The sequence below is a fragment of the Rhizobium sp. BK181 genome (assembly GCF_014193305.1).
Classification (GTDB): Bacteria; Pseudomonadota; Alphaproteobacteria; order Rhizobiales; family Rhizobiaceae; genus Rhizobium.
Genome location: NZ_JACHZA010000031.1, coordinates 1 through 18,533 on the forward strand (window position 1 = coordinate 1; position 18,533 = coordinate 18,533).

16 protein-coding genes and 2 pseudogenes are annotated in these 18,533 nt (G+C 60.1%); 10 read left to right on the forward strand and 8 right to left on the reverse strand.

Features of this window, described 5'->3' with window-relative positions:
* Positions 1–79: pseudogene (locus tag FHT77_RS30235) on the forward strand (IS5/IS1182 family transposase); the annotation flags it as partial.
* Between the two features lie 1,046 nt (positions 80–1,125).
* Here FHT77_RS30235 and FHT77_RS30240 read toward each other — a convergent pair.
* On the reverse strand, positions 1,126–2,025 hold the full coding sequence (locus tag FHT77_RS30240; RefSeq protein ID WP_183759166.1) for a fructose bisphosphate aldolase: 900 nt from the start codon (positions 2,023–2,025) through the stop codon (positions 1,126–1,128).
* 392 nt (positions 2,026–2,417) lie between these two features.
* On the opposite strand from FHT77_RS30240, the gene FHT77_RS30245 reads away from it, so the two are divergent.
* Both FHT77_RS30245 and FHT77_RS31835 read left to right on the forward strand, forming a co-directional pair.
* On the forward strand, positions 2,418–3,143 hold the full coding sequence (locus tag FHT77_RS30245; RefSeq protein WP_183759167.1) for an ROK family protein: 726 nt from the start codon (positions 2,418–2,420) through the stop codon (positions 3,141–3,143).
* 451 nt (positions 3,144–3,594) lie between these two features.
* Positions 3,595–3,790: pseudogene (locus FHT77_RS31835) on the forward strand (cold-shock protein); the annotation flags it as partial.
* A gap of 330 nt (positions 3,791–4,120) precedes the next feature.
* Here FHT77_RS31835 and FHT77_RS30250 read toward each other — a convergent pair.
* Positions 4,121–5,326, reverse strand: coding sequence for an ROK family transcriptional regulator (locus FHT77_RS30250; RefSeq protein WP_183759168.1), 1,206 nt, complete (start codon positions 5,324–5,326; stop codon positions 4,121–4,123).
* A 214-nt stretch (positions 5,327–5,540) separates the two neighbouring features.
* On the opposite strand from FHT77_RS30250, the gene FHT77_RS30255 reads away from it, so the two are divergent.
* The 6 genes from FHT77_RS30255 to FHT77_RS30280 all read left to right on the forward strand — a co-directional run bounded on the left by FHT77_RS30255 (position 5,541) and on the right by FHT77_RS30280 (position 11,596).
* Entirely contained in the window at positions 5,541–6,779 is a 1,239-nt protein-coding gene (locus tag FHT77_RS30255; RefSeq protein WP_183759169.1) for an extracellular solute-binding protein, read from the forward strand.
* A gap of 72 nt (positions 6,780–6,851) precedes the next feature.
* Positions 6,852–7,736, forward strand: a complete 885-nt coding sequence (locus FHT77_RS30260; RefSeq protein WP_183759170.1) for a carbohydrate ABC transporter permease — start codon at positions 6,852–6,854, stop codon at positions 7,734–7,736.
* Positions 7,736–8,581: a carbohydrate ABC transporter permease gene (locus tag FHT77_RS30265; protein ID WP_183759171.1), complete on the forward strand. Its 846-nt coding sequence runs from the start codon at positions 7,736–7,738 to the stop codon at positions 8,579–8,581. Before FHT77_RS30260 ends, FHT77_RS30265 begins: the two co-directional genes overlap by 1 nt.
* The gene (locus tag FHT77_RS30270) at positions 8,578–9,600 is read left to right on the forward strand and encodes an SIS domain-containing protein (protein ID WP_183759172.1); all 1,023 of its coding nucleotides are present in this window, start codon (positions 8,578–8,580) and stop codon (positions 9,598–9,600) included. Before FHT77_RS30265 ends, FHT77_RS30270 begins: the two co-directional genes overlap by 4 nt.
* Positions 9,600–10,529, forward strand: coding sequence for a PfkB family carbohydrate kinase (locus FHT77_RS30275; RefSeq protein WP_183759173.1), 930 nt, complete (start codon positions 9,600–9,602; stop codon positions 10,527–10,529). Before FHT77_RS30270 ends, FHT77_RS30275 begins: the two co-directional genes overlap by 1 nt.
* On the forward strand, positions 10,526–11,596 hold the full coding sequence (locus FHT77_RS30280; protein ID WP_183759174.1) for an ABC transporter ATP-binding protein: 1,071 nt from the start codon (positions 10,526–10,528) through the stop codon (positions 11,594–11,596). Before FHT77_RS30275 ends, FHT77_RS30280 begins: the two co-directional genes overlap by 4 nt.
* Here FHT77_RS30280 and solA read toward each other — a convergent pair.
* The 6 genes from solA to FHT77_RS30310 all read right to left on the reverse strand — a co-directional run bounded on the left by solA (position 11,588) and on the right by FHT77_RS30310 (position 17,453).
* Positions 11,588–12,766, reverse strand: coding sequence for an N-methyl-L-tryptophan oxidase (gene solA / locus FHT77_RS30285; RefSeq protein WP_183759175.1), 1,179 nt, complete (start codon positions 12,764–12,766; stop codon positions 11,588–11,590). The genes FHT77_RS30280 and solA overlap by 9 nt on opposite strands.
* A gap of 9 nt (positions 12,767–12,775) precedes the next feature.
* Positions 12,776–14,269, reverse strand: a complete 1,494-nt coding sequence (gene hutH / locus FHT77_RS30290) for a histidine ammonia-lyase (RefSeq protein WP_183759176.1) — start codon at positions 14,267–14,269, stop codon at positions 12,776–12,778.
* On the reverse strand, positions 14,266–15,042 hold the full coding sequence (locus FHT77_RS30295) for an ABC transporter ATP-binding protein (RefSeq protein WP_183759177.1): 777 nt from the start codon (positions 15,040–15,042) through the stop codon (positions 14,266–14,268). The genes hutH and FHT77_RS30295 overlap by 4 nt, the downstream gene beginning before the upstream one ends.
* 29 nt (positions 15,043–15,071) lie before the next feature.
* Complete coding sequence (locus tag FHT77_RS30300; RefSeq protein ID WP_183759178.1) at positions 15,072–15,776, reverse strand: ABC transporter permease; 705 nt, start codon at positions 15,774–15,776, stop codon at positions 15,072–15,074.
* 9 nt (positions 15,777–15,785) lie between these two features.
* Positions 15,786–16,511: an ABC transporter permease gene (locus FHT77_RS30305; RefSeq protein WP_183759179.1), complete on the reverse strand. Its 726-nt coding sequence runs from the start codon at positions 16,509–16,511 to the stop codon at positions 15,786–15,788.
* Positions 16,512–16,610: 99 nt separating this feature from the next.
* Complete coding sequence (locus FHT77_RS30310) at positions 16,611–17,453, reverse strand: transporter substrate-binding domain-containing protein (protein ID WP_183759180.1); 843 nt, start codon at positions 17,451–17,453, stop codon at positions 16,611–16,613.
* 191 nt (positions 17,454–17,644) lie between these two features.
* On the opposite strand from FHT77_RS30310, the gene hutC reads away from it, so the two are divergent.
* Positions 17,645–18,397: a histidine utilization repressor gene (hutC, locus tag FHT77_RS30315; RefSeq protein WP_183759181.1), complete on the forward strand. Its 753-nt coding sequence runs from the start codon at positions 17,645–17,647 to the stop codon at positions 18,395–18,397.
* Positions 18,398–18,533: the final 136 nt, after the last annotated feature.

An 18,533-nucleotide genomic window follows, 5' to 3' on the forward strand; every position in this document is an offset into this window, starting at 1 on the left:
TCGCTACGACAAGCGCCCGGAAAACTATCTCGCAGCGGTCAAACTCGTCGCGGCAAGGATCTGGTGTCAGAGTTTATGAGTCGACGGCCTAGGAGACGGCCGTGACGGCGCCAATGCCTGGAATTGTCATCAGCAGCTGCTTAGCCTGGCACTCCCGCGCCGCTGCGATTACGATGCGCGATGTTCTGCCACTGGACTTCCAGGAAAAGTTTCAAGGGATCCTCAGCATCGGCCGTCGGCAATCCTTGGCCTGTCCAGTGGCCGGATGAGAAGTCGTTGCCACCGCGAAAGACGGGCCTCTCCACCATTTCAAGATTGTTTCCGCCCCATCGGGGCACCATCCCCCTGTGTGCGCTGACGTACCGAAAGGCGCCGAAAAGGTTATAAACCTGCGCCGGGCTTGGGGTGAACTCAAATTGAAGTGTTGCGTTTATTGCGCGAGATCACTCTTGAACGGAGAGCGTCAATGAAGCTTGTGCGATTGACATTGAATGGGCAAGCATCGATGCCTGTCTTCATAAACCCCGACCAGGTGGTGTCATTGGTTGCGCTACCTCATCGAACACAGATCGTCACAACGGCAACTAGCGCCCACGGAGCAGCTATAGTTTATGACGTAGCCGAGCTGTCCGCGGAAGTTGTTCGTCTCCTAACGAACAGTCCAGAGATCGCAGCGCCGGGGCAAGCTTGAAGAAATCTTCGCCGGGCCAGTGGTCCTATTCAATGTAAAAGTCCTGCCCGACATTTTTGGTAGGTCAACTTTAACGTGCCTTCGGACTGAACAACGTAACGTTTCGAGACGCGGCAAACAATTGACCACGGATGTACTGGAAGTTGCCATTGAGACAGATCGAAGAGGTCGGTGCCGAGGGAGGTGCCGGCCTTTTTTCCGGACGTAGAAATCTCGTGCGTCAGGAGTGGTCTGACGTGGCGGCTCTATTGGCGAAGCGGCGTTTGGCGAAGATTCAAAACATCAAGGCGAGACAATCGCCCTGCCCCCAGCGACCGCCAGTTCTGATCGTGCACCTGCCTCGGACCGGTGACCGATATTGAACGGAGGCCGACCGGCGACGGCACATCTCCCGCTGCCCCTTTTTCGTGGCTCAAGCTTGTGACATTGGCAATTCAGATTGTGGACGCACTCGCGCTGTAAATTTCGTCGACCGTCCTTGCGAGGCTCGCGTCGAACTCCTTGTCGCTCATCGAGTCTCGAAGATCTTCTGTCAGAGCTCGTGAGAAGCTCGCAATCATGCCGTGGTTGTGGGTGAGCTTCTCGCATGCATCTGCGCGACTGTAGCCACCAGAAAGGGCCACCACCCGAACAACCGACCTGTGGTCGATAAGCGGTTTGTAGAAATCGGAAACGGTCGGAATGGTGAGCTTGATCATCACCCGCTCGCCCACTGGAAGCGCGTCGAGTCCCCGGGCGAGCTCTTCGCGCAGGATCTCCTCCGCTTCCCCCTTGGTGGGGCTTTTGATCGACACTTCCGGCTCTATGATCGGAACAAGTCCGTGACCGATGATCTGCCGAGCTACATCAAATTGCTGCTTCACTACGGCAGCGATCCCCGCCCGGTCAGCGTGAGCAATCACGGACCTCATCTTCGTTCCGAAAATTCCCTTCTTCACGGCACGGGCCAGGAGCGCGTCGAGATCGGGCATCGGCTTCATGACTTGAACGCCGTTCTCCTCGGCAGACAGTCCCTTGTCGACCTTCAGAAATGGGACGACGCCGCGATCCTCCCACAGGAACGACGGGACGGACCTTCCACCGGCATCTCCATCCATCGTCCTTTCAAACAGGATGGCCCCGATGATCTTGTCACCGGTGAAGGCGGGCGCTGTCATGATGCGCACACGCATCGCATGCATGAGTCGAAACATTTCCTCCTCGCCGCTGTAGTTGGAGTCAGCGATGCCATAGAGTCGTAACGCAGCCGGCGTGGACCCACCGCTCTGATCAAGGGCGGCGATGAAGCCCTTCTTGCTGGTCATCTGTGACATCATGCGTTCATCTGCTGTCATTTCCATCCCCTTGGGTAATGCTTGCAAGCGTCCTGGTGTCTAAGATGGTTCACCAGACCGGCTAAAGGCTTCAATTTTGGCTGAGATCGAATGGCGGAGTGTAGTTTACTCCTCGGAAAGTGCTGTTTCAGCAACCCGCGCCAGCGGTTGCCCGAGCCAATGTTTCGGCCAAGCGCGGTGCTGTCAACGATTTTTCCATATCCAGAGTGTGAGAGTGGCTCAGGCGAGTGCCATGCCTTGCCGTGTCTTCGCTCTCATCCGCATAGCGCCGACGCCCGTTCCGGGCCACCGCACTTTGACTTTTGCATGTCGTTTTTTTTGGGGATGACGGCCCCTTTATCAAACGCCGATGAGCGTTATCTAAGTAAGCCGGGTAAGTAAAAAGGGCGAGCATGACGAGCCACATCGAAACCATTGACCGTCGGATTCTTGCCGTTGATATCGGCGGCAACAACATGAAGATTCTTGCCCATGGTGTGGAAGAGCGAAAAACCAGGTCTGGACCGGCACTCTCAGCCCGGCAGGCGGTCGATGCCATCAAGCTGATGGCGAAAGATATCGACTATGACGTGCTATCGATCGGTTACCCGGGTCCCGTTCGCAACAACCGTCCGTCGCTGGAACCCGCGAACCTCGGGCCAGGGTGGAAAGGTTTTGATTTCTCCCAGGCTTTCGGAAAGCCAGTCAAGCTCGTCAACGACGCCCTTATGCAGGCAATAGGAAGCTACAAGGGCGGGCGGCTGTTGTTTCTCGGCCTCGGAACAGGCCTGGGATCGGCCATGGTGATGGAAAGCGTGGCTCAACCGCTGGAGCTCGCACACTTGCCCTACAGAAAGCAGCTAACATTCGAGGATTATGTTGGGAAGCGAGGTCTCGTTCGACGCGGCCACAAGAAGTGGAAGGAGTCCGTTTTCGATGTTGTCGCACGGCTTCAGGCCGCTTTGCTGCCCGACTACATTGTGATCGGCGGAGGCCAGATCGATGAGCTTGACGAACTCCCCAGCGGCTGCATCAGAGGCGACAACCGTCTCGCGTTTTTCGGTGGATTTCGCATCTGGCAGGACACCTCGATCATCCTTTCACGTGGTCCGGAGGGTGACGGTCTCAAACCTTATTGAGCGTCCCTCGTCCACGGTGAGCCAGACCCACAGCCCCGCGCCAAAGACGCGTCAGAGAGCGCGCTAGTAAAGTCGAAACAAACGCCTATAATGGACTGATAAGGTTGAAGAACCGCGTGCCGATATTTCTCATTGCGATATCGCTGGCTAGGGCAGGGCCGATAGCGCCTTCCCCCTCGAGCATGAGAACTCCGCCATCCTCAGTGACCTTGATAGAGGCGCCGTCCATCTCCGGCTAGCAGGCAATGGTCGTCGCGACGATGGACGCAATGTCGGCAAAGGCATTCGAACGAACTGCTGCGTTGGACGATTGAACTGCGAACATTCGTGGAAACTCTTGTTGTCATCCGTTCCTCGTCGTTCCAATGTCGTGAGGCTCCGGCACTTCCAGACCCTGCGATTTCGCTTGCGCAACCGTAAACCGAGCATTCGCTCAACTATGGGAGGATCTATGGCCAAGGGCACTGCGAAGTTTTTCAATTCCGCCAAGGGCTTCGGTTCCATCAAGCCAGATTGGCGGCGATAGAGATGTCTTTGTGCACGTAACCGCCTTCCGGCCGCAGGCCTTTATGAATTACGGTACGGGCAACAGGTTTCCTACGACCGAGCCGGATCGCAGCGGCAAGGCCCCAAAGGCGATCAACCTGCATCTGTGCTATCCGACTTCGGCAGAGGGGAGAGCAAGACCGGTCTCCCGTTCCGCCCTCGCCCGACGGGCACCCAGGATGCTGTTGTTGCAAGAGATCGTTTTTATTTTGGAACCAATGCGGAGGACGCGAGTTCTTTTGGCGCAACGCCCGTTGCATTTGACTGCGCCCCCCTCAACTGCAGTCGAAGGAAACCCGATGCCTATGGCACCGGGTTTCTTTTTTGTGTTATCGCCAAGTCTCCGGCCCAGCAACGATGAGGCAAAAAAGACCCCGAATTTGGTGAATGGCGGAGGTGCCCGGCTGTTGTACCCCTGGCGAGGCTTGATCCTAAAGCGATTCCTTCAGGATGGCCGCAAAGCTCGGATCGAACGCGCGACTGATGGGATCGGCGGCCGCACCGCGTGCGACGGCCCATGAATCCGTCATTCCGAGTTGAAACCGCGGAATGGTCCGGTCCCGCCGGTCTGCGAGGGACGGCGTAAGTGGATGCACAGCCGCGACCAGGCGCTGCGCGAGGGCTTCCGGTGCCCCTCCGCAAAGTATGACGGTCTGCGGGTCGAAGATGGTTTCGATCAGATGGATGCTCCAGCGCAGATCCATCACGGCTTCTTCGATCCAGCTCTCAATTCTCGCGTCGTCCGTTTGCGCCAGCGCGTTAATCGTCGCGTAAACGCCTGTGTCCGCCGGGTCGATCCCCAGATGCTGGTAGAGCGACGCGAGCGAAGCGCGATGCTCGAGCGGAGTCGGGCTGCCGCTCGCCGAAAGCAGGGCCATGCCGATCTCGCCGGCATTTCCGTTGGCGCCGCTATAAAGCTCCCCCCCCAGAATGAGCCCGGCTCCGATGCCGTAGCCCAGGTAGAGGCAAACGGCATGATCAAGCCCGTTCGCAGCACCGACCATGCGCTCCGCAGTTGCACATGCGGCCGCATCGTTTTGCAGGCGAACACTTAGGCCAGTGCCTGTGGAAAGCGTCTCGATCAGCGGGAATGCCTGCCATGCCGCCATCATCCACGGATCGTCGACGGCGGCATCGATGCCGAACGGCCCGGGCATGGCGGCTCCGAGGCCAACCAGACGACGTTCTGATTGTTCAAATATATCAGCAAGATCGAGGCGAACTCTCTCGATAAGCTTCAAGATGACCGCGACACCGCCGGAGGGACCAATGGGTGGCAAGTTTGCTTCGGCTCGGGCGAGCACGCTGCCGACGAGATCGACGGCGACGGCCCGCGTCACGTGCCGATCGATCTGCAGTCCGATCGCAAACGCACCTTCCGGGACCAGTGTATAGGGTGTCGATGGCTGTCCCCTGCCTTTGCGAACCGCATCCAGCGCGCTTACCAGTCCCTCCTCCTCGAGTTCGTCGATGATATTGGAGATGGTCTGTTTCGTGAGCTTCGTCGCGCGAGAAAGGTCGGCCCGCGACAGGGCCCCGTTCATCCGCAGCGCATCCATCAGCACTCGTCTGTTATGGGCGCTGGTGCCTTCATGATTTGTCCCACTCTTTGCCCTTATGGGCCGCGCATCGTTCATCCTGATTTCCTCTTGACAGCAGTAGAATATTGAAGAACAAATAAGTCAAGAGAATTGACTTAATAAGGAACCACAGAGTTCCGGGGAACGCAGAGAGCGACATGCTCTGACGACGCTCCGCACCTGGCAGCCGCTTCGCCGGCGCCTGTTCGAATGCTGATGGCGGCGACGGCCGCCCTTGGAAAACGGTGAATGTCAAAAACTGGAGGCTGGAATGTTGAAGTCACTACATAAGACGATGCTTGGCGCTGCACTGATCGGCGCGTCCTTCGCGCCGCATGCCTTTGCCGAAACCACGATCAACGCGCTCTTCATGGCGCAGGCGGCCTATAGCGAAGCCGATGTTCGCTCCATGACCGATGCCTTTTCCAAGGCAAACCCGGACGTCAAGGTCAATCTCGAATTCGTCCCCTATGAAGGCCTGCATGACAAGACCGTGCTCGCCCAAGGGTCCGGCGGTGGCTATGATGTCGTCCTCTTCGACGTGATCTGGCCAGCTGAATATGCAACCAACAAGGTCCTCGTCGACGTCACGTCGCGCATAACCGACGACATGAAGAAAGGTGTCCTCCCCGGCGCACGGACAACGGTCCAGTATGACGGAAAATACTACGGCATGCCGTGGATCCTAGACACGAAGTACCTCTTCTATAACAAGGAAATTCTTGAGAAAGCCGGCATCAAGGCGCCGCCCAAGACCTGGGACGAACTGACCGAGCAGGCAAAGACCATCAAGGACAAGGGCCTTCTTGCAACGCCAATCGCCTGGAGCTGGTCGCAGGCGGAAGCCGCGATCTGCGACTATACTACGCTCGTCAGCGCCTACAAGGGTGATTTCCTGAAGGACGGCAAGCCGGCCTTCCAGAATGGCGGCGGTCTAGATGCGCTGAACTACATGGTCGCCAGCTACAAGTCCGGGCTGACAAATCCGAATTCCAAGGAATTTCTCGAAGAAGACGTCCGCAAGGTCTTCCAGAACGGCGATGCCGCCTTCGCGCTCAACTGGACCTACATGTACAACATGGCGAATGACCCGAAGGACAGCAAGGTCGCAGGCAAGGTCGGCGTCGTCCCAGCTCCGGGCGTGGCCGGCAAGAGCGAAGCATCGGCAGTCAACGGCTCGATGGGCCTCGGCGTAACCACAGCAAGTAAGCATCCCGATGAGGCCTGGAAGTACGTGGCCTTCATGACTTCCCAGGCAACGCAGAACCAGTTCGCAAAGCTCAGCCTGCCGATCTGGGCATCCTCCTATGATGACCCAGCTGTCACGAAAGGTCAGGAGGAACTGATCTCTGCGGCCAAGATCGGTCTCGCCGCCATGTATCCGCGCCCGACCACGCCGAAATACCAGGAGCTATCTACGGCACTCCAGCAGGCGATCCAGGAGTCTCTTCTCGGCCAGTCCTCGCCGGAAGATGCCCTGAAATCGGCTGCCGAAAACAGTGGTCTCTGACCGATAGCGACACCCAGGCGGCACATGCCGCCTGGCTTCACCTTGCCAATCCGATGAATTGAGAGACGCCCGATGTCCGGCACCTGGATGACGACCCGCGCGTGGCTTTTGATGTTGCCGCTTCTTGTCGTGATGATCGCCGTCATCGGATGGCCCTTGGTCGACACCGTCGGTCTCTCCTTTACAGACGCCAAGCTTGTCGGCACGGCCGGCAATTTCGTCGGCATCGAAAATTATGTGAAGATGATGTCCGGCTCGAATTTCCAGCGGACACTGATAACGACCACCTGGTTTGCGGTCATCTCCGTTGCCGCCGAGATGGTGATCGGCGTTCTTGCGGCACTCCTACTGAACCAGGATTTCCAGGGACGGGCCGTGTTGCGCGCGTTGATGATCCTGCCCTGGGCACTGCCGACAGTCGTGAACGCAACACTCTGGCGACTGATCTATAATCCGGAATATGGCGCCCTCAACGCGGCGCTGACGCAGATCGGCCTCATCGATACCTATCGCTCGTGGCTCGGAGAACCGGGAACGGCGCTTGCCGCACTGATTGTCGCTGACTGCTGGAAGAATTTCCCCCTGGTGGCCCTGATCGCGCTTGCCGCCCTGCAGGCTGTACCCCGCGATATCACGGCTGCCTCGCTCGTCGATGGTGCCGGCGCTTTTGCGCGTTTTCGCTTCGTGATCCTGCCCTATCTCGCCGGCCCGCTGATGGTCGCCCTGGTTCTGCGGACGATCGAGGCGTTTAAGGTGTTCGACATCATCTGGGTGATGACACGCGGCGGCCCCGCCAACAGCACGAGAACGCTCTCGATCTTGGTCTACCAGGAAGCCTTCTCGTTCCAGCGGGCCGGTTCTGGTGCTTCACTCGCACTGATCGTCACACTGCTGGTGACGCTGCTTGCCCTCGCCTATGCGGCGCTGGTGCGCAAGACTGCCGGGAGTGCTGCCTGATGGAACGCAAGAGCCTATGTTTCTCAATCTTCATCCATGCCTGTGCCTTGCTGCTTGCCGCTGTCATCCTGGCGCCTGTCCTGTGGCTCTTTGTCATGAGCATTTCGCCGGCTGCCGATCTTTCCGCCAAGCCGCTACGCTGGTGGCCGCAGTCAGCTGATTTCTCGCGGTACGGCGTGCTTTTGTCGACTCTCGAAAACAGCGCCGGCGCGGCGTTCACCGCGTCGCTGAGGAACAGCATCGAGGTTGCTGGCATAGCAACGATCGCGGCGATTGCACTTGCCATTCCGGCGGGCTGGGCGGTATCGCGCACGCCCTCCGTCGGATGGTCGCTTTCAATGGTGATCGCCACCTACATGCTGCCACCCGTTGCGCTTGCCGTACCGCTCTACATGGGTCTTGCCCATCTCGGCATGCTGAACAACGTTTTTGGCCTTGCACTCGTCTATCTCACGATCCTTGCGCCGTTCACAACGTGGCTCATGAAATCCGGGTTCGATTCCATTCCCAAGGAGATCGAAGCCGCGGCGATGATCGACGGTGCAGGCCTGCTCCAGACCTGGAAGATCATCACGCTGCCGCTTGCCATGCCGGTGGTCGCAACCTCCGCACTCTTTGCCTTCCTGCTCGGCTGGGATGAATTCTTCTACGCGCTTCTCTTCACGTCCGACCAGCGCGCCAAGACACTCACGGTCGCCATCGCCGATCTGGCAGGTGGTCGTGTCTCGGATTACGGCCTGATCGCAACTGCCGGTGTGCTCGCCGCCCTGCCACCAGTTTTCGTCGGTCTCATCATGCAACGCGCCCTGATTTCCGGGCTGACAAGCGGCGGCGTCAAGGGATGACAAACACCATGGAAACGACACGACCCATCGGCCTGATTGCGATCAATCGCGAGATGGAACGCCAGCATTCCGACGCCCTCGCCTCCTTTCATGGCGCCAGGGAGGCCGCAGAGGCCATCGCCGCATCGTTGAAGAAAACCGGAAGGCTCCTCCTCCTCGGCATGGGCGGATCACATGCGGTTGGGCGCGCTGTCGAGCCGCTCTACCGGGTGATCGGCATCGATGCGATCGCCCTGCCTTTGTCTGAGCAGCTCGGGCAGCCGCTGACGCTTGACGGCAGAACCGTCATCATCACCTCTCAATCGGGCGAGAGCGCCGAGGTCGTGCGCTGGTTCTCGGAAACCGGGGGCAGCCCGGACACGTTCGGGCTGACGCTCGAGGACGGATCCTTCCTGGCCCGCACCGCAACGTCCCTTGTCGGCGCCGGTGGAACGGAACTCGCCTTTGCTGCAACGCGCAGCCTGACGGTCTCGTTTGCCCTTCATCTTGCGGTGCTGGCTGCCCTTGGCGAGGATCCCGCCGCAGCGCTCGCTGCACTTACCGCACCGGAAGCGCCAAGCATAGATCCTGCCCTTACCGCCTTGAGCCGGGTGGCTACGGTCGTTACCTCGGGCCGGCGGCTGCAGGGCCTCGCAGAGGCGCTGGCGCTCGGCCTGACCGAACTCTCCCGTCGACCCTGCTTTTCACTGGAGGGCGGGCAGTTGCGGCACGGACCGATGGAGATGCTCGACCCGGCGATCGGCGTCGTTCTCTTCAGGGGACAGGACAGCACGGCCGCTCTGGTGACAGCCATGGCCGTATCAGTCGTCGAGACCGGTGCACCCGTTGTCATCTTCGACGCTTCTGGAGACGACCCTGTTCCGGGTGCGGTCACCATCGGCTTCAAACCTGCATCCGGTCTTGCCGCAATCTTTGCGATGCTGCCTACTGCCCAGCGTCTGATGATTGCCTTCGCCGACGCCCGTGTTGACAACGCCGGCACGCCGGTGCGCTCGACCAAGATCACCCGGAGCGAATGATGCGCCCTCTTGCCGTCGTCGGAAATGTCAATGTCGACCTCATCCTTGGCCCAGCCGCACCCTGGCCGAAGGCGGGTACCGAAATCATCGTCGACCATGACGAATTGCGTGTCGGCGGTGCAGCCGGCAACAGCGCCCTTGCCTGGGACGGGCTCGGCATTCCCTTCGAAATTGCCGCAAATGTCGGCAATGACCAGTTCGGCAAATGGCTCAGCGAGACTTTCGGGAAGCGCGCCCTTAACTGGCCGGTTCGCCCGGAGCAGACGACGCTTTCGGTCGGCATCACCCATCCCGACGGCGAGCGCACCTTCTTCACGACCCGCGGTCACCTCCCACGCCTCAGCCTGTCCGATGTCCTTTCAGTTCTCGATGGCACGCGGCTCGCCGGAGGCTGCCTGCTGCTTTGCGGATCGTTCCTGACGGAGGACCTGACACGGGACTACGAGGCCTTCTTCGATTGGGCGGACGCGCATCGGATCGACGTTGCCCTCGACACAGGCTGGCCGCTCGACGGTTGGACCAGCGAAAACTGCGATGCCACGCGACGCTGGCTATCGCGCTGTGCGATCGCGCTTCTCAACGAGGTGGAGTCGACCACGCTTTCCGGCCTCGACAATCCCGCGCAGGCAGCCGCCGAACTCCGATCCCATATGCCAGATGGTGCGATCGTCGTCGTCAAGCGCGGCGCGGATGGCGCCCTTGCCATCGGAGCCGACGGACAATGCATCTCGGTGGTCGCCCCGATCGTCACGGTCGTCGATACGATTGGTGCCGGTGATGTCTTCAATGCCGGCTTTCTTGCGGCATTGACGAGAGGGATGCCGCTTGCCGCCTGCCTAGACATGGGGACACAGGTTGCCTCTCGGGCCATTTCCACCCTTCCACGCAGCTACGGCAGCGAACCCGCATCCAAGGACATGGCTCAATGAGTGCGCTCGAAATCAAAAACATCCGCAAAACATACGGCGATGTCGAAACGCTAAAGGGCATCGACATTGCGCTCGAAAGCGGTGAATTTCTGGTATTGCTCGGCTCGTCAGGCTGTGGAAAGTCCACCCTGCTCAACATCCTTGCCGGATTGGCTGAGGCAACGAGCGGCGACGTCCGCATCGGCGGCCGCTCCGTCCTTGGAGTGCATCCGAAGGACCGCGACATCGCCATGGTCTTCCAGTCCTATGCCCTCTATCCCAACCTGACCGTGCACCGCAATATCGGTTTCGGTCTGGAAATGCGCAAAGTTCCGGGAGAGGAGCGCGACCGTGCGGTACGCGATGCCGCGAAGTTGCTGCAGATCGAAAGCCTGCTCGAGCGAAAGCCAAGCCAGCTGTCGGGGGGCCAGCGCCAACGCGTGGCAATCGGCCGGGCGCTGGTGCGCAAACCGGAGGTCTTCCTCTTTGACGAACCACTGTCCAATCTTGATGCGAAGCTGCGCATGGAGATGCGAACCGAACTCAAGCGCCTGCATCAGATGCTTAAGACAACGGTCGTCTACGTAACGCATGACCAGATCGAGGCGATGACGCTTGCCAGCCGCATCGCAGTGATGCGTGACGGGCGGATCGAGCAGCTCGGGTCGCCATCCGAAATCTACGACCGACCGGCAACCCTCTATGTCGCCACCTTCGTCGGCGCACCACCGATGAACCTTTTGCGTGTTACCGCACGCCGCAGCGAGCTTCAGGTCGACGGCAGCGACATGGTGCTGCCCATTCCGCGCGGACTTGAAACGAAGCCAGGCGACGGCATGAAGCTGATTGCGGGGATTCGTCCGGAAGCATTTGGACCCGGCTCGTGCGAGCATACGATCGAGGCGACATGCGAGGTCGCCGAGCTGACCGGCCCGGAACTTGTGGTGACCGCCCTTGCTGGAACGCAGCGGATCATGGCCTGCCTGCCGCCGCGCACCCTGTTGGAAAACGGCCAGCGGCTGACGCTATCCTTCGCCGCAGAGGCAATCCACCTCTTTGACGCCGAGAGCGGACTGCGCCTAAACTGACGCTGCCCCAGACCCGGCTTTGCCGGTAGCCACGAAGCGGTTAAGGGCCTTGAAGGAAAAGGCAGAAACGGGAAGACCGGTTTCCCCCTGAAGCGCCAGGTCGGCAAGAATTTCGCCGACCACACTCGTGAACTTAAAACCGTGTCCCGAGCAGGGCGAGGCGACCACCACATTCGGATTGCCCGGAGCAAGATCTAGCAGGAAATCCTCGCTGGGAAGCATGGTGTAACGGCAGGTCACCGTGTTCACGCGCTGACCGGCCGCTCCGGGCACGCGCTTACCGACGAAGCCGTCAAGGAGCGCCGTATCTCTGTCGTTCACCGGCGGATTTTGCTGGTTGGGATCGATCGGCTCACGGAAATGGGCGTGCCGGCCGATCTTCACCCCGTCCACCCCGATTGCGGGAAATCCGAAGAAGGAGCCCTCCGCCCCTTCGTCTCGCAGGAAACACGGCATGCGCTGCGGCTGGGTCAGGAAGCCATCCTTCGGCTGATACCATGCGACCACTTGGCGGATCGGGGTCGCCAGTGTTCGCAACTCCGGAACAAGCTCGGCGATCCACGACCCGGTGGCAACCACGACCTTCCTGGCGCGATACTGACCATCTGCGGAGCGGATCGTCACGCCCACATCGTCAGGTTCGATTGCAATCACACGTTCCCCGAAATGAAGGACAGCACCATCCTGTGCCGCAAGCTTGAGGTAGCCCATGACCGCCAGTTCCGGCCGGAGATAGCCGCCTTGCGGATCGAGGACCGCGATCTCCTCGTCATCGAGCTGGAAGGCGGGAAATCGTCTGTTCATTTCCTCCTTGTCGAGGATCTGGTGCGCCAGGCCGTGCATCTGGCAGGACGCACGGGTTCCTGACACGATCTTGCTGTCGCTTGCGCCAATCTGGAGGACGCCGGTGATTGTCAGGATTTCCGCCCGAAGCCGTGCTTCAAGCACGTTCCAGTTTCGATAGGCGCGCCGCAGCAACGGAACGTAGGACGGATCCTCGAAATAGCCAAGCCGGATGAGGCGGCTGTCTCCGTGGGACGAGCTCAGCGCATGAGCCGGATAAAAGGCATCGATGCCGATCGTTTTGGCGCCCCGCTCGGCGAGAAAGGAGAGCGTGGCAGATCCCATGGCACCAAGGCCGATCACGGCTACATCGAATAGAGCTGTCATATCCGTTTCCTAAATCATATCCGGAGGCGCTTCGGTGCGGATCAGCATTCGAAGGGCTTCCATGTCACCGGCCAGGGGACGATCGTCACCATAGTTCGAAACGACCTTGCGCGCTGTGCGATGGATTGCCTCGGTCCCCTTGGCCCGGTTTGCGGTCGGCTCAAGAAAATCGTGTGCCTGGGCAGCCGCCATCAGTTCGATTGCGACGACATACTCGGCGTTGTCGATGACCTGCAGAAGCTTGTTTGCCGCTGCAGTGGGATGAGCAAGGAAATCTTCCTGCAGACCTGACGTCAGGCCGCCGTCGGTGGAAGCGGGTGCCGCCAGCCTGCGGTTCTCGTTGCTGAGTGCGGCGGCCGTATATTGCGCGATCATGAAACCCGAATTGCTGCCGGCGTCCCTTGCCAGGAACGGCGGCAGACCGCTGACAAGCGGATTGACGAGCCGGTCCATACGGCGCTCGCTCATTGCCGATATCTGGGCGATGGCAATCGCAAGGCTATCACATGCCTGCGCAAGAGCGGGCGCGACGGCGTGCGCCTCGGACGAAACCACCGGGTCGTCAGGCGTGCCCGAGATAGCCGGATTATCGGTCACCGAGGCAAGTTCGCGATCGACGACATCTGACGCATTGGCAAAGACGTCGCGGGCGGCGCCATGCGCGTGTGGGACCGAGCGCAGGCTGAGGGCATCCTGGGTTCGCTTGCCAAGGGCAGCCGTTACCAGGCCGCTGCCAGCCAGCCGACGGCGCAACGATGCACCAACCTCGGCGATGCCGCGCGACGGACGCAGGGCCAGCACGGTTTCGTCGAAGGCAGCCATCTGGCATCCGGCGGCCTCGAGGGTCAGCGCGGCAACCGCATCTGCCCAGTCAAGCAGGTGGAGGACCCGTGAGAGGGCAACGCTTGCCAGGCCGGTCGCGCAAGCCGTGCCGTTGACGAGGCTGAGCCCCTCCTTGGCGCGAAGCACGAGCGGTGCAAGGCCAATGGCGCTAAGCGCCTCGCCACCCTTCAGGGTCTTGCCCCTCACCTTTGCGCTTCCCTCGCCAATCAGAACGAGTGCGGTGTGGGCATTGTGCGTCAGGTATCCGGCCGAGCCTTTCGAGGGCACGTCCGGAATGAGATCATGATCCAGGAAGGCAGTCAGATACCGGAGGATGTCAGTCCTGACGCCCGAATGGCCGTGAGCGAAGTTTGCAATTTGAGCCGCCAGGATCGCTCGAACCTCCCGTGGCGCCAGGAGCTCGCCGACACCACAGGCGTGACTGAGGACGATGTTGCGCGACAGGCGGCTCTGCGAGCTGCGGTCGACAACTGTATCCGACAGGGCACCGACGCCGGTATTGATGCCGTAGGCACGCACGCCGGTCTCGACGATCCGCTCGACGATCCGGCTGGCACTCTCCACACGTGCCAAGGCGGAAGGAGACAATGCAAGCGCCTCCCCGTTCGCGACGCGCGCAACGTCACGCCAGCCGATGCAGGTCTCGACGACAACAGTCATTGCCCTGTCCCGAAATGACCGATGAACTGGCGAAAAGCCGGGGTTGCGCTCCCGCCGAACATCTCGTCGGGCGTACCGCTGCTTTCGACCAGCCCTTCCTTCATGAAGACGACGCGATTGGAGACGTTGCGGGCGAAGCTCATTTCGTGCGTGACGACAAGCATGGTCATGCCCTCCTCCGCCAGAGAGCGCATGACCCGCAGCACCTCGCCAACAAGCTCCGGGTCGAGAGCCGAGGTCGGCTCGTCAAACAGCATGACCTTCGGCTTCATCGCAAGCGCACGGGCAATGGCGGCACGCTGCTGCTGGCCGCCGGACAGATGCGCAGGATAGGCGTGCCGCTTGTCGGCTATTCCGACCTTCTTCAACAGGACCTCCGCCTCGGCAATGCACTCCGACCGAGGGCGTTTGAGCACATGCACCGGCCCCTCGATGACGTTCTGCAGGATCGTCATGTGTGACCACAGATTGAAGGACTGGAACACCATTCCGAGTTCCGATCGAATATGATCGACCTGTTTCTGGCTGGCAGGACGGCTCGTGCCGCCCTTGTGGATCATCCGGATCTGTTCACCGTCGACCCAGATCTCGCCATCGGTTGCCGTCTCCAGGAGGTTGATGCAACGTAGGAAGGTGGATTTGCCGGAGCCCGAGGCCCCGAGCAAGGAGATGACGTCGCCATCCTGAGCATCGAGCGAGATGCCCTTCAGGACCTCGTGCGTACCGAAGCTCTTGCGGATGTTGCGGACGGAAAGTCGGGTAACGCCTGGCATGGAAGCTCCAATCGTGTCCGTTCAGTCTCTCAGGCCTTCAGCGCCGGCGGAACCGCACGACGATGACGCGAGAGCGAATATTCGAGCAGGGACATTGCCTGCAGGATGATGAAGTTGAGAACGAGGTAGATGATGGCCGCACAGAGGAACACCTCCATCGTGCGATAGGTTTGCGAGATCAGACGCTGTGCCACGCCTGTCACCTCCCAGACCGTCACAAGGCTTGCAAGCGCTGTCGACTTCATCATCAGGACGATCTCGGTGGAATAGGCCGGGAGCGCGTGCCGGAATGCAATTGGCGCCAGGATGCGGCGAACGAGCAGAGCGCCGGACATTCCGATCGAGCGGGCGGCCTCGATCTCGCGTGGCGAGACGGCGCGAATTCCTCCGCGGAAAATCTCGGCCGAGTAGCCCGCGGTGCAAAGCGCAAGAGACAGTACGGCGCAGACAAACGGCTCTCGCAGGAACGGCCACAGGAAGGAGTAGCGGATGAACCCGAACTGGCCAAGGCCGTAGAAGACGAGAAACATCTGGATCAACAGCGGCGAGCCGCGGAAGACGAAGATGTAGCCCTTTGCAAATGCGGAGAGTACCGGGTTGCCGCCGACACGCATCCACACGATCAGCAGCGCAAGAAGACCACCGACAAAGACAGACAGAGAAAACAGCGCCAAGGTCATCGGAACGGCCTTGAGCAGGGTTGTCATTGTCTGGAGGAGAAAAGCAAAGTCCATGATGTCACCTCACGCCTTTCCCATGGCCGCTGTCGGCATGCTGCGATTGGCGCGCCGCTCGGCGCCATTGAAGATGCGGTCGGAGAGGCTCGTCAGGACGAGATAGAGGATGCCGCCGACAATGAAAAACAGGAAATACTGCCGCGTCGAACCAGCCGCGACCTGACTGGTGCGCATCAGTTCGGCGAGACCCGTCACCGATATCAGTGCCGAATCCTTGAGGCTGAGCTGCCACACGTTTCCAAGGCCTGGGACGGCAAAACGCAGCACTTGCGGGATGATGACCCGGCGAAACCGAAGGCTGCTGTTCATGCCGATGGCGTTGGCCGCTTCCAGTTCACCTTTGGAAATGGCAAGGTATGCCCCGCGAAACACCTCTGCCTGGTAGGCGCCCGATATGATGCCGACCGCGAGCGCACCGGCGAGAAACGAAGGCATGCCCAGGAAGCCCTCATAGCCCATGGCCTTGCCGATCGAGGTGACGGCGGACGAGCCCCCGAAGTAGATCAGATAGATGATCAAGAGTTCGGGCACGCCGCGAAAAACGGTCGTATAGACGTTGCCGAGGGTAACGAGAGCCGCTTTTCCAGAGAGTTTTGCGGCAGCGATGATCGCCCCCAGCACAGCTCCGATCGCCAGCGCGCTTGCAGTCACGCACAACGTCATGAGTGCTGCAAGCAGGAGAAGCGCACCCCATCCGGTCGAGCCGAATCCAATCAGTTCCAGTGTTGCCATGTCATGTTCCCCGCGCCCGCCGCAAACCCGGCGGTGTCAGAATAGCATGCGGTCTCCGGCATCATGGCCGGAGACCGTGATGTCCTGCCTTGCCGGAAATCAGTTCTGCGGGCTGACGTCGACCTTAAACCACTTCATCGACAGCTGCTTCACAGTCCCGTCGGCAAGCGCCGACTTGATCGCTTCGTTGAACTTGTCGCGGAGATCCGTGTCGGCCTGACGTACGCCGAGGCCTTCGCCCTCGCCCCAGATCGGGCCGACGATTTCAGGGCCGGTGAAGGTCAGGCTGTCGTTTGCGGACTGGAAGGCATTGGCGAAATAGACGGCATCGTCGAAACCGAGATCAATGCGTCCGTTCTGAAGGTCGAGATCCCGGTCTGCGCCGGTCTTGTATTCGCGGATTTCTGCGATGTCGCCGAAATTGTCGTAGACGAACTTCGCATAGACCGTCGCCGCCTGAATGCCGATCGTTTTGCCCTTGAAGGCTTCCTTCAGCGCATCGACCTCCTTAACGCCGGTCTGGCCGGGCGCCATCTTGATCGTCGCGCCGGTTCCGGCTGCTTTGGCGAGCGGGCTATCCTTGGCGGTTGCGAAGGCCGCGGGCGTCGCAGCATAGGGGATCGTGAAGCCAATGACCTTCTTGCGGTCATCGGTAATCGACAGTGCATCCATGATGACGTCGAACTTGCCGGCATTGAGTGCCGGGATCATGCCGTCCCAATCGGAGGCGACGAGCGTGCATTCGATCTTGGCGCGCTCGCACAGGATCTTCGCAAGCTCAGGCTCGAAACCGCCGAGCGTGCCATCGGCATTGGTCATGTTCCAGGGCGCATAGGCACCCTCCAACGTGATCGTTGCAGCCTTCCAGTCCTTGGCGGCGACCGGACCAGCAAAAGCAGAAAGCGCGACAGCGCCAGAAAGAAGAAGCGTGCGGAATGTCATTGGTTGATTCTCCTCTGAAGTGACTGTTGACCTTGCGGTCCGATACCGTTCTTCGCCGGCTTGCCCGATGTCGACTTTGATCTGGTCGATCTTTCGAGAGGTTGTATATGGTACCATATGTGATATTTTGTGTTATGCAAGTGGAAAGTCGACGGCCTGAGCGGATTCCGCCGCTGCGAAAGGAATAGCCAATGAAGCGTCAAAGCGAGATGAAGCGGGACAACGATACCGCACCGCTCTACGCCGGCGTCAAGCAGATGATCCTCGACCGCATCCATAGCGGCGAATGGCCCCCAAAGCACCGCGTCCCTTCCGAAAACGAGCTCGTGACGGAACTCGGCGTAAGCAAGATGACAGCCAACCGCGCCCTGCGCGAGCTTGCTAGTGAAGGCGAGCTTGTCCGCATCCAGGGCGTTGGCTCATTCGTCGCTGAGCGCAAGGGTTATTCCGCCCTCTTCGAAGTTCGTAACATCGCCGAGGAAATCACCGAGCGAGGCCATACCCACGAGGCATCCGTGGTAATTTTGGCGCGGGAAACCGCCTCTCCGGAGACAGCCGACGCTCTCGAGCTCGATATCGGGGCACCCGTGTTCCACTCCCTGATCGTGCACAGCGAAAACGGCGTCCCAGTCCAGATCGAGGACCGCTTCGTAAACCCGGCAGCAGCGCCCGACTACCTGGCTCAGGACTTCAAGTCACTGACGCCCAACGCCTATCTGACCACAGCTGCACCACTCAGCGGATCCGAACACATTGTCGAGGCGGCAATGCCGCAATCCTGGGAATGCAAACTGTTGACAATCCTTAAGAACGAACCGTGCCTGGCAATTCGCCGCCGCACATGGTCCGGGCGACAGGTTGTCTCCACTGCTCGCCTTATCTACCCCGGCAACCGGTATCGACTGGAGGCACGAACAGGTAAAACCTTCGAAGAACAGCCGTAGTTGTATATGGAAGACGGTCTTTTCGTGCCGCCCGCAGACGCTCGACACCCCGCCCGAAGCAATCGAACCACATCCATTGGAGCAAACTCGGGTTTCCGAAACTGACCGGGGCTCGCGGTGATCGGGATCGTCGCTA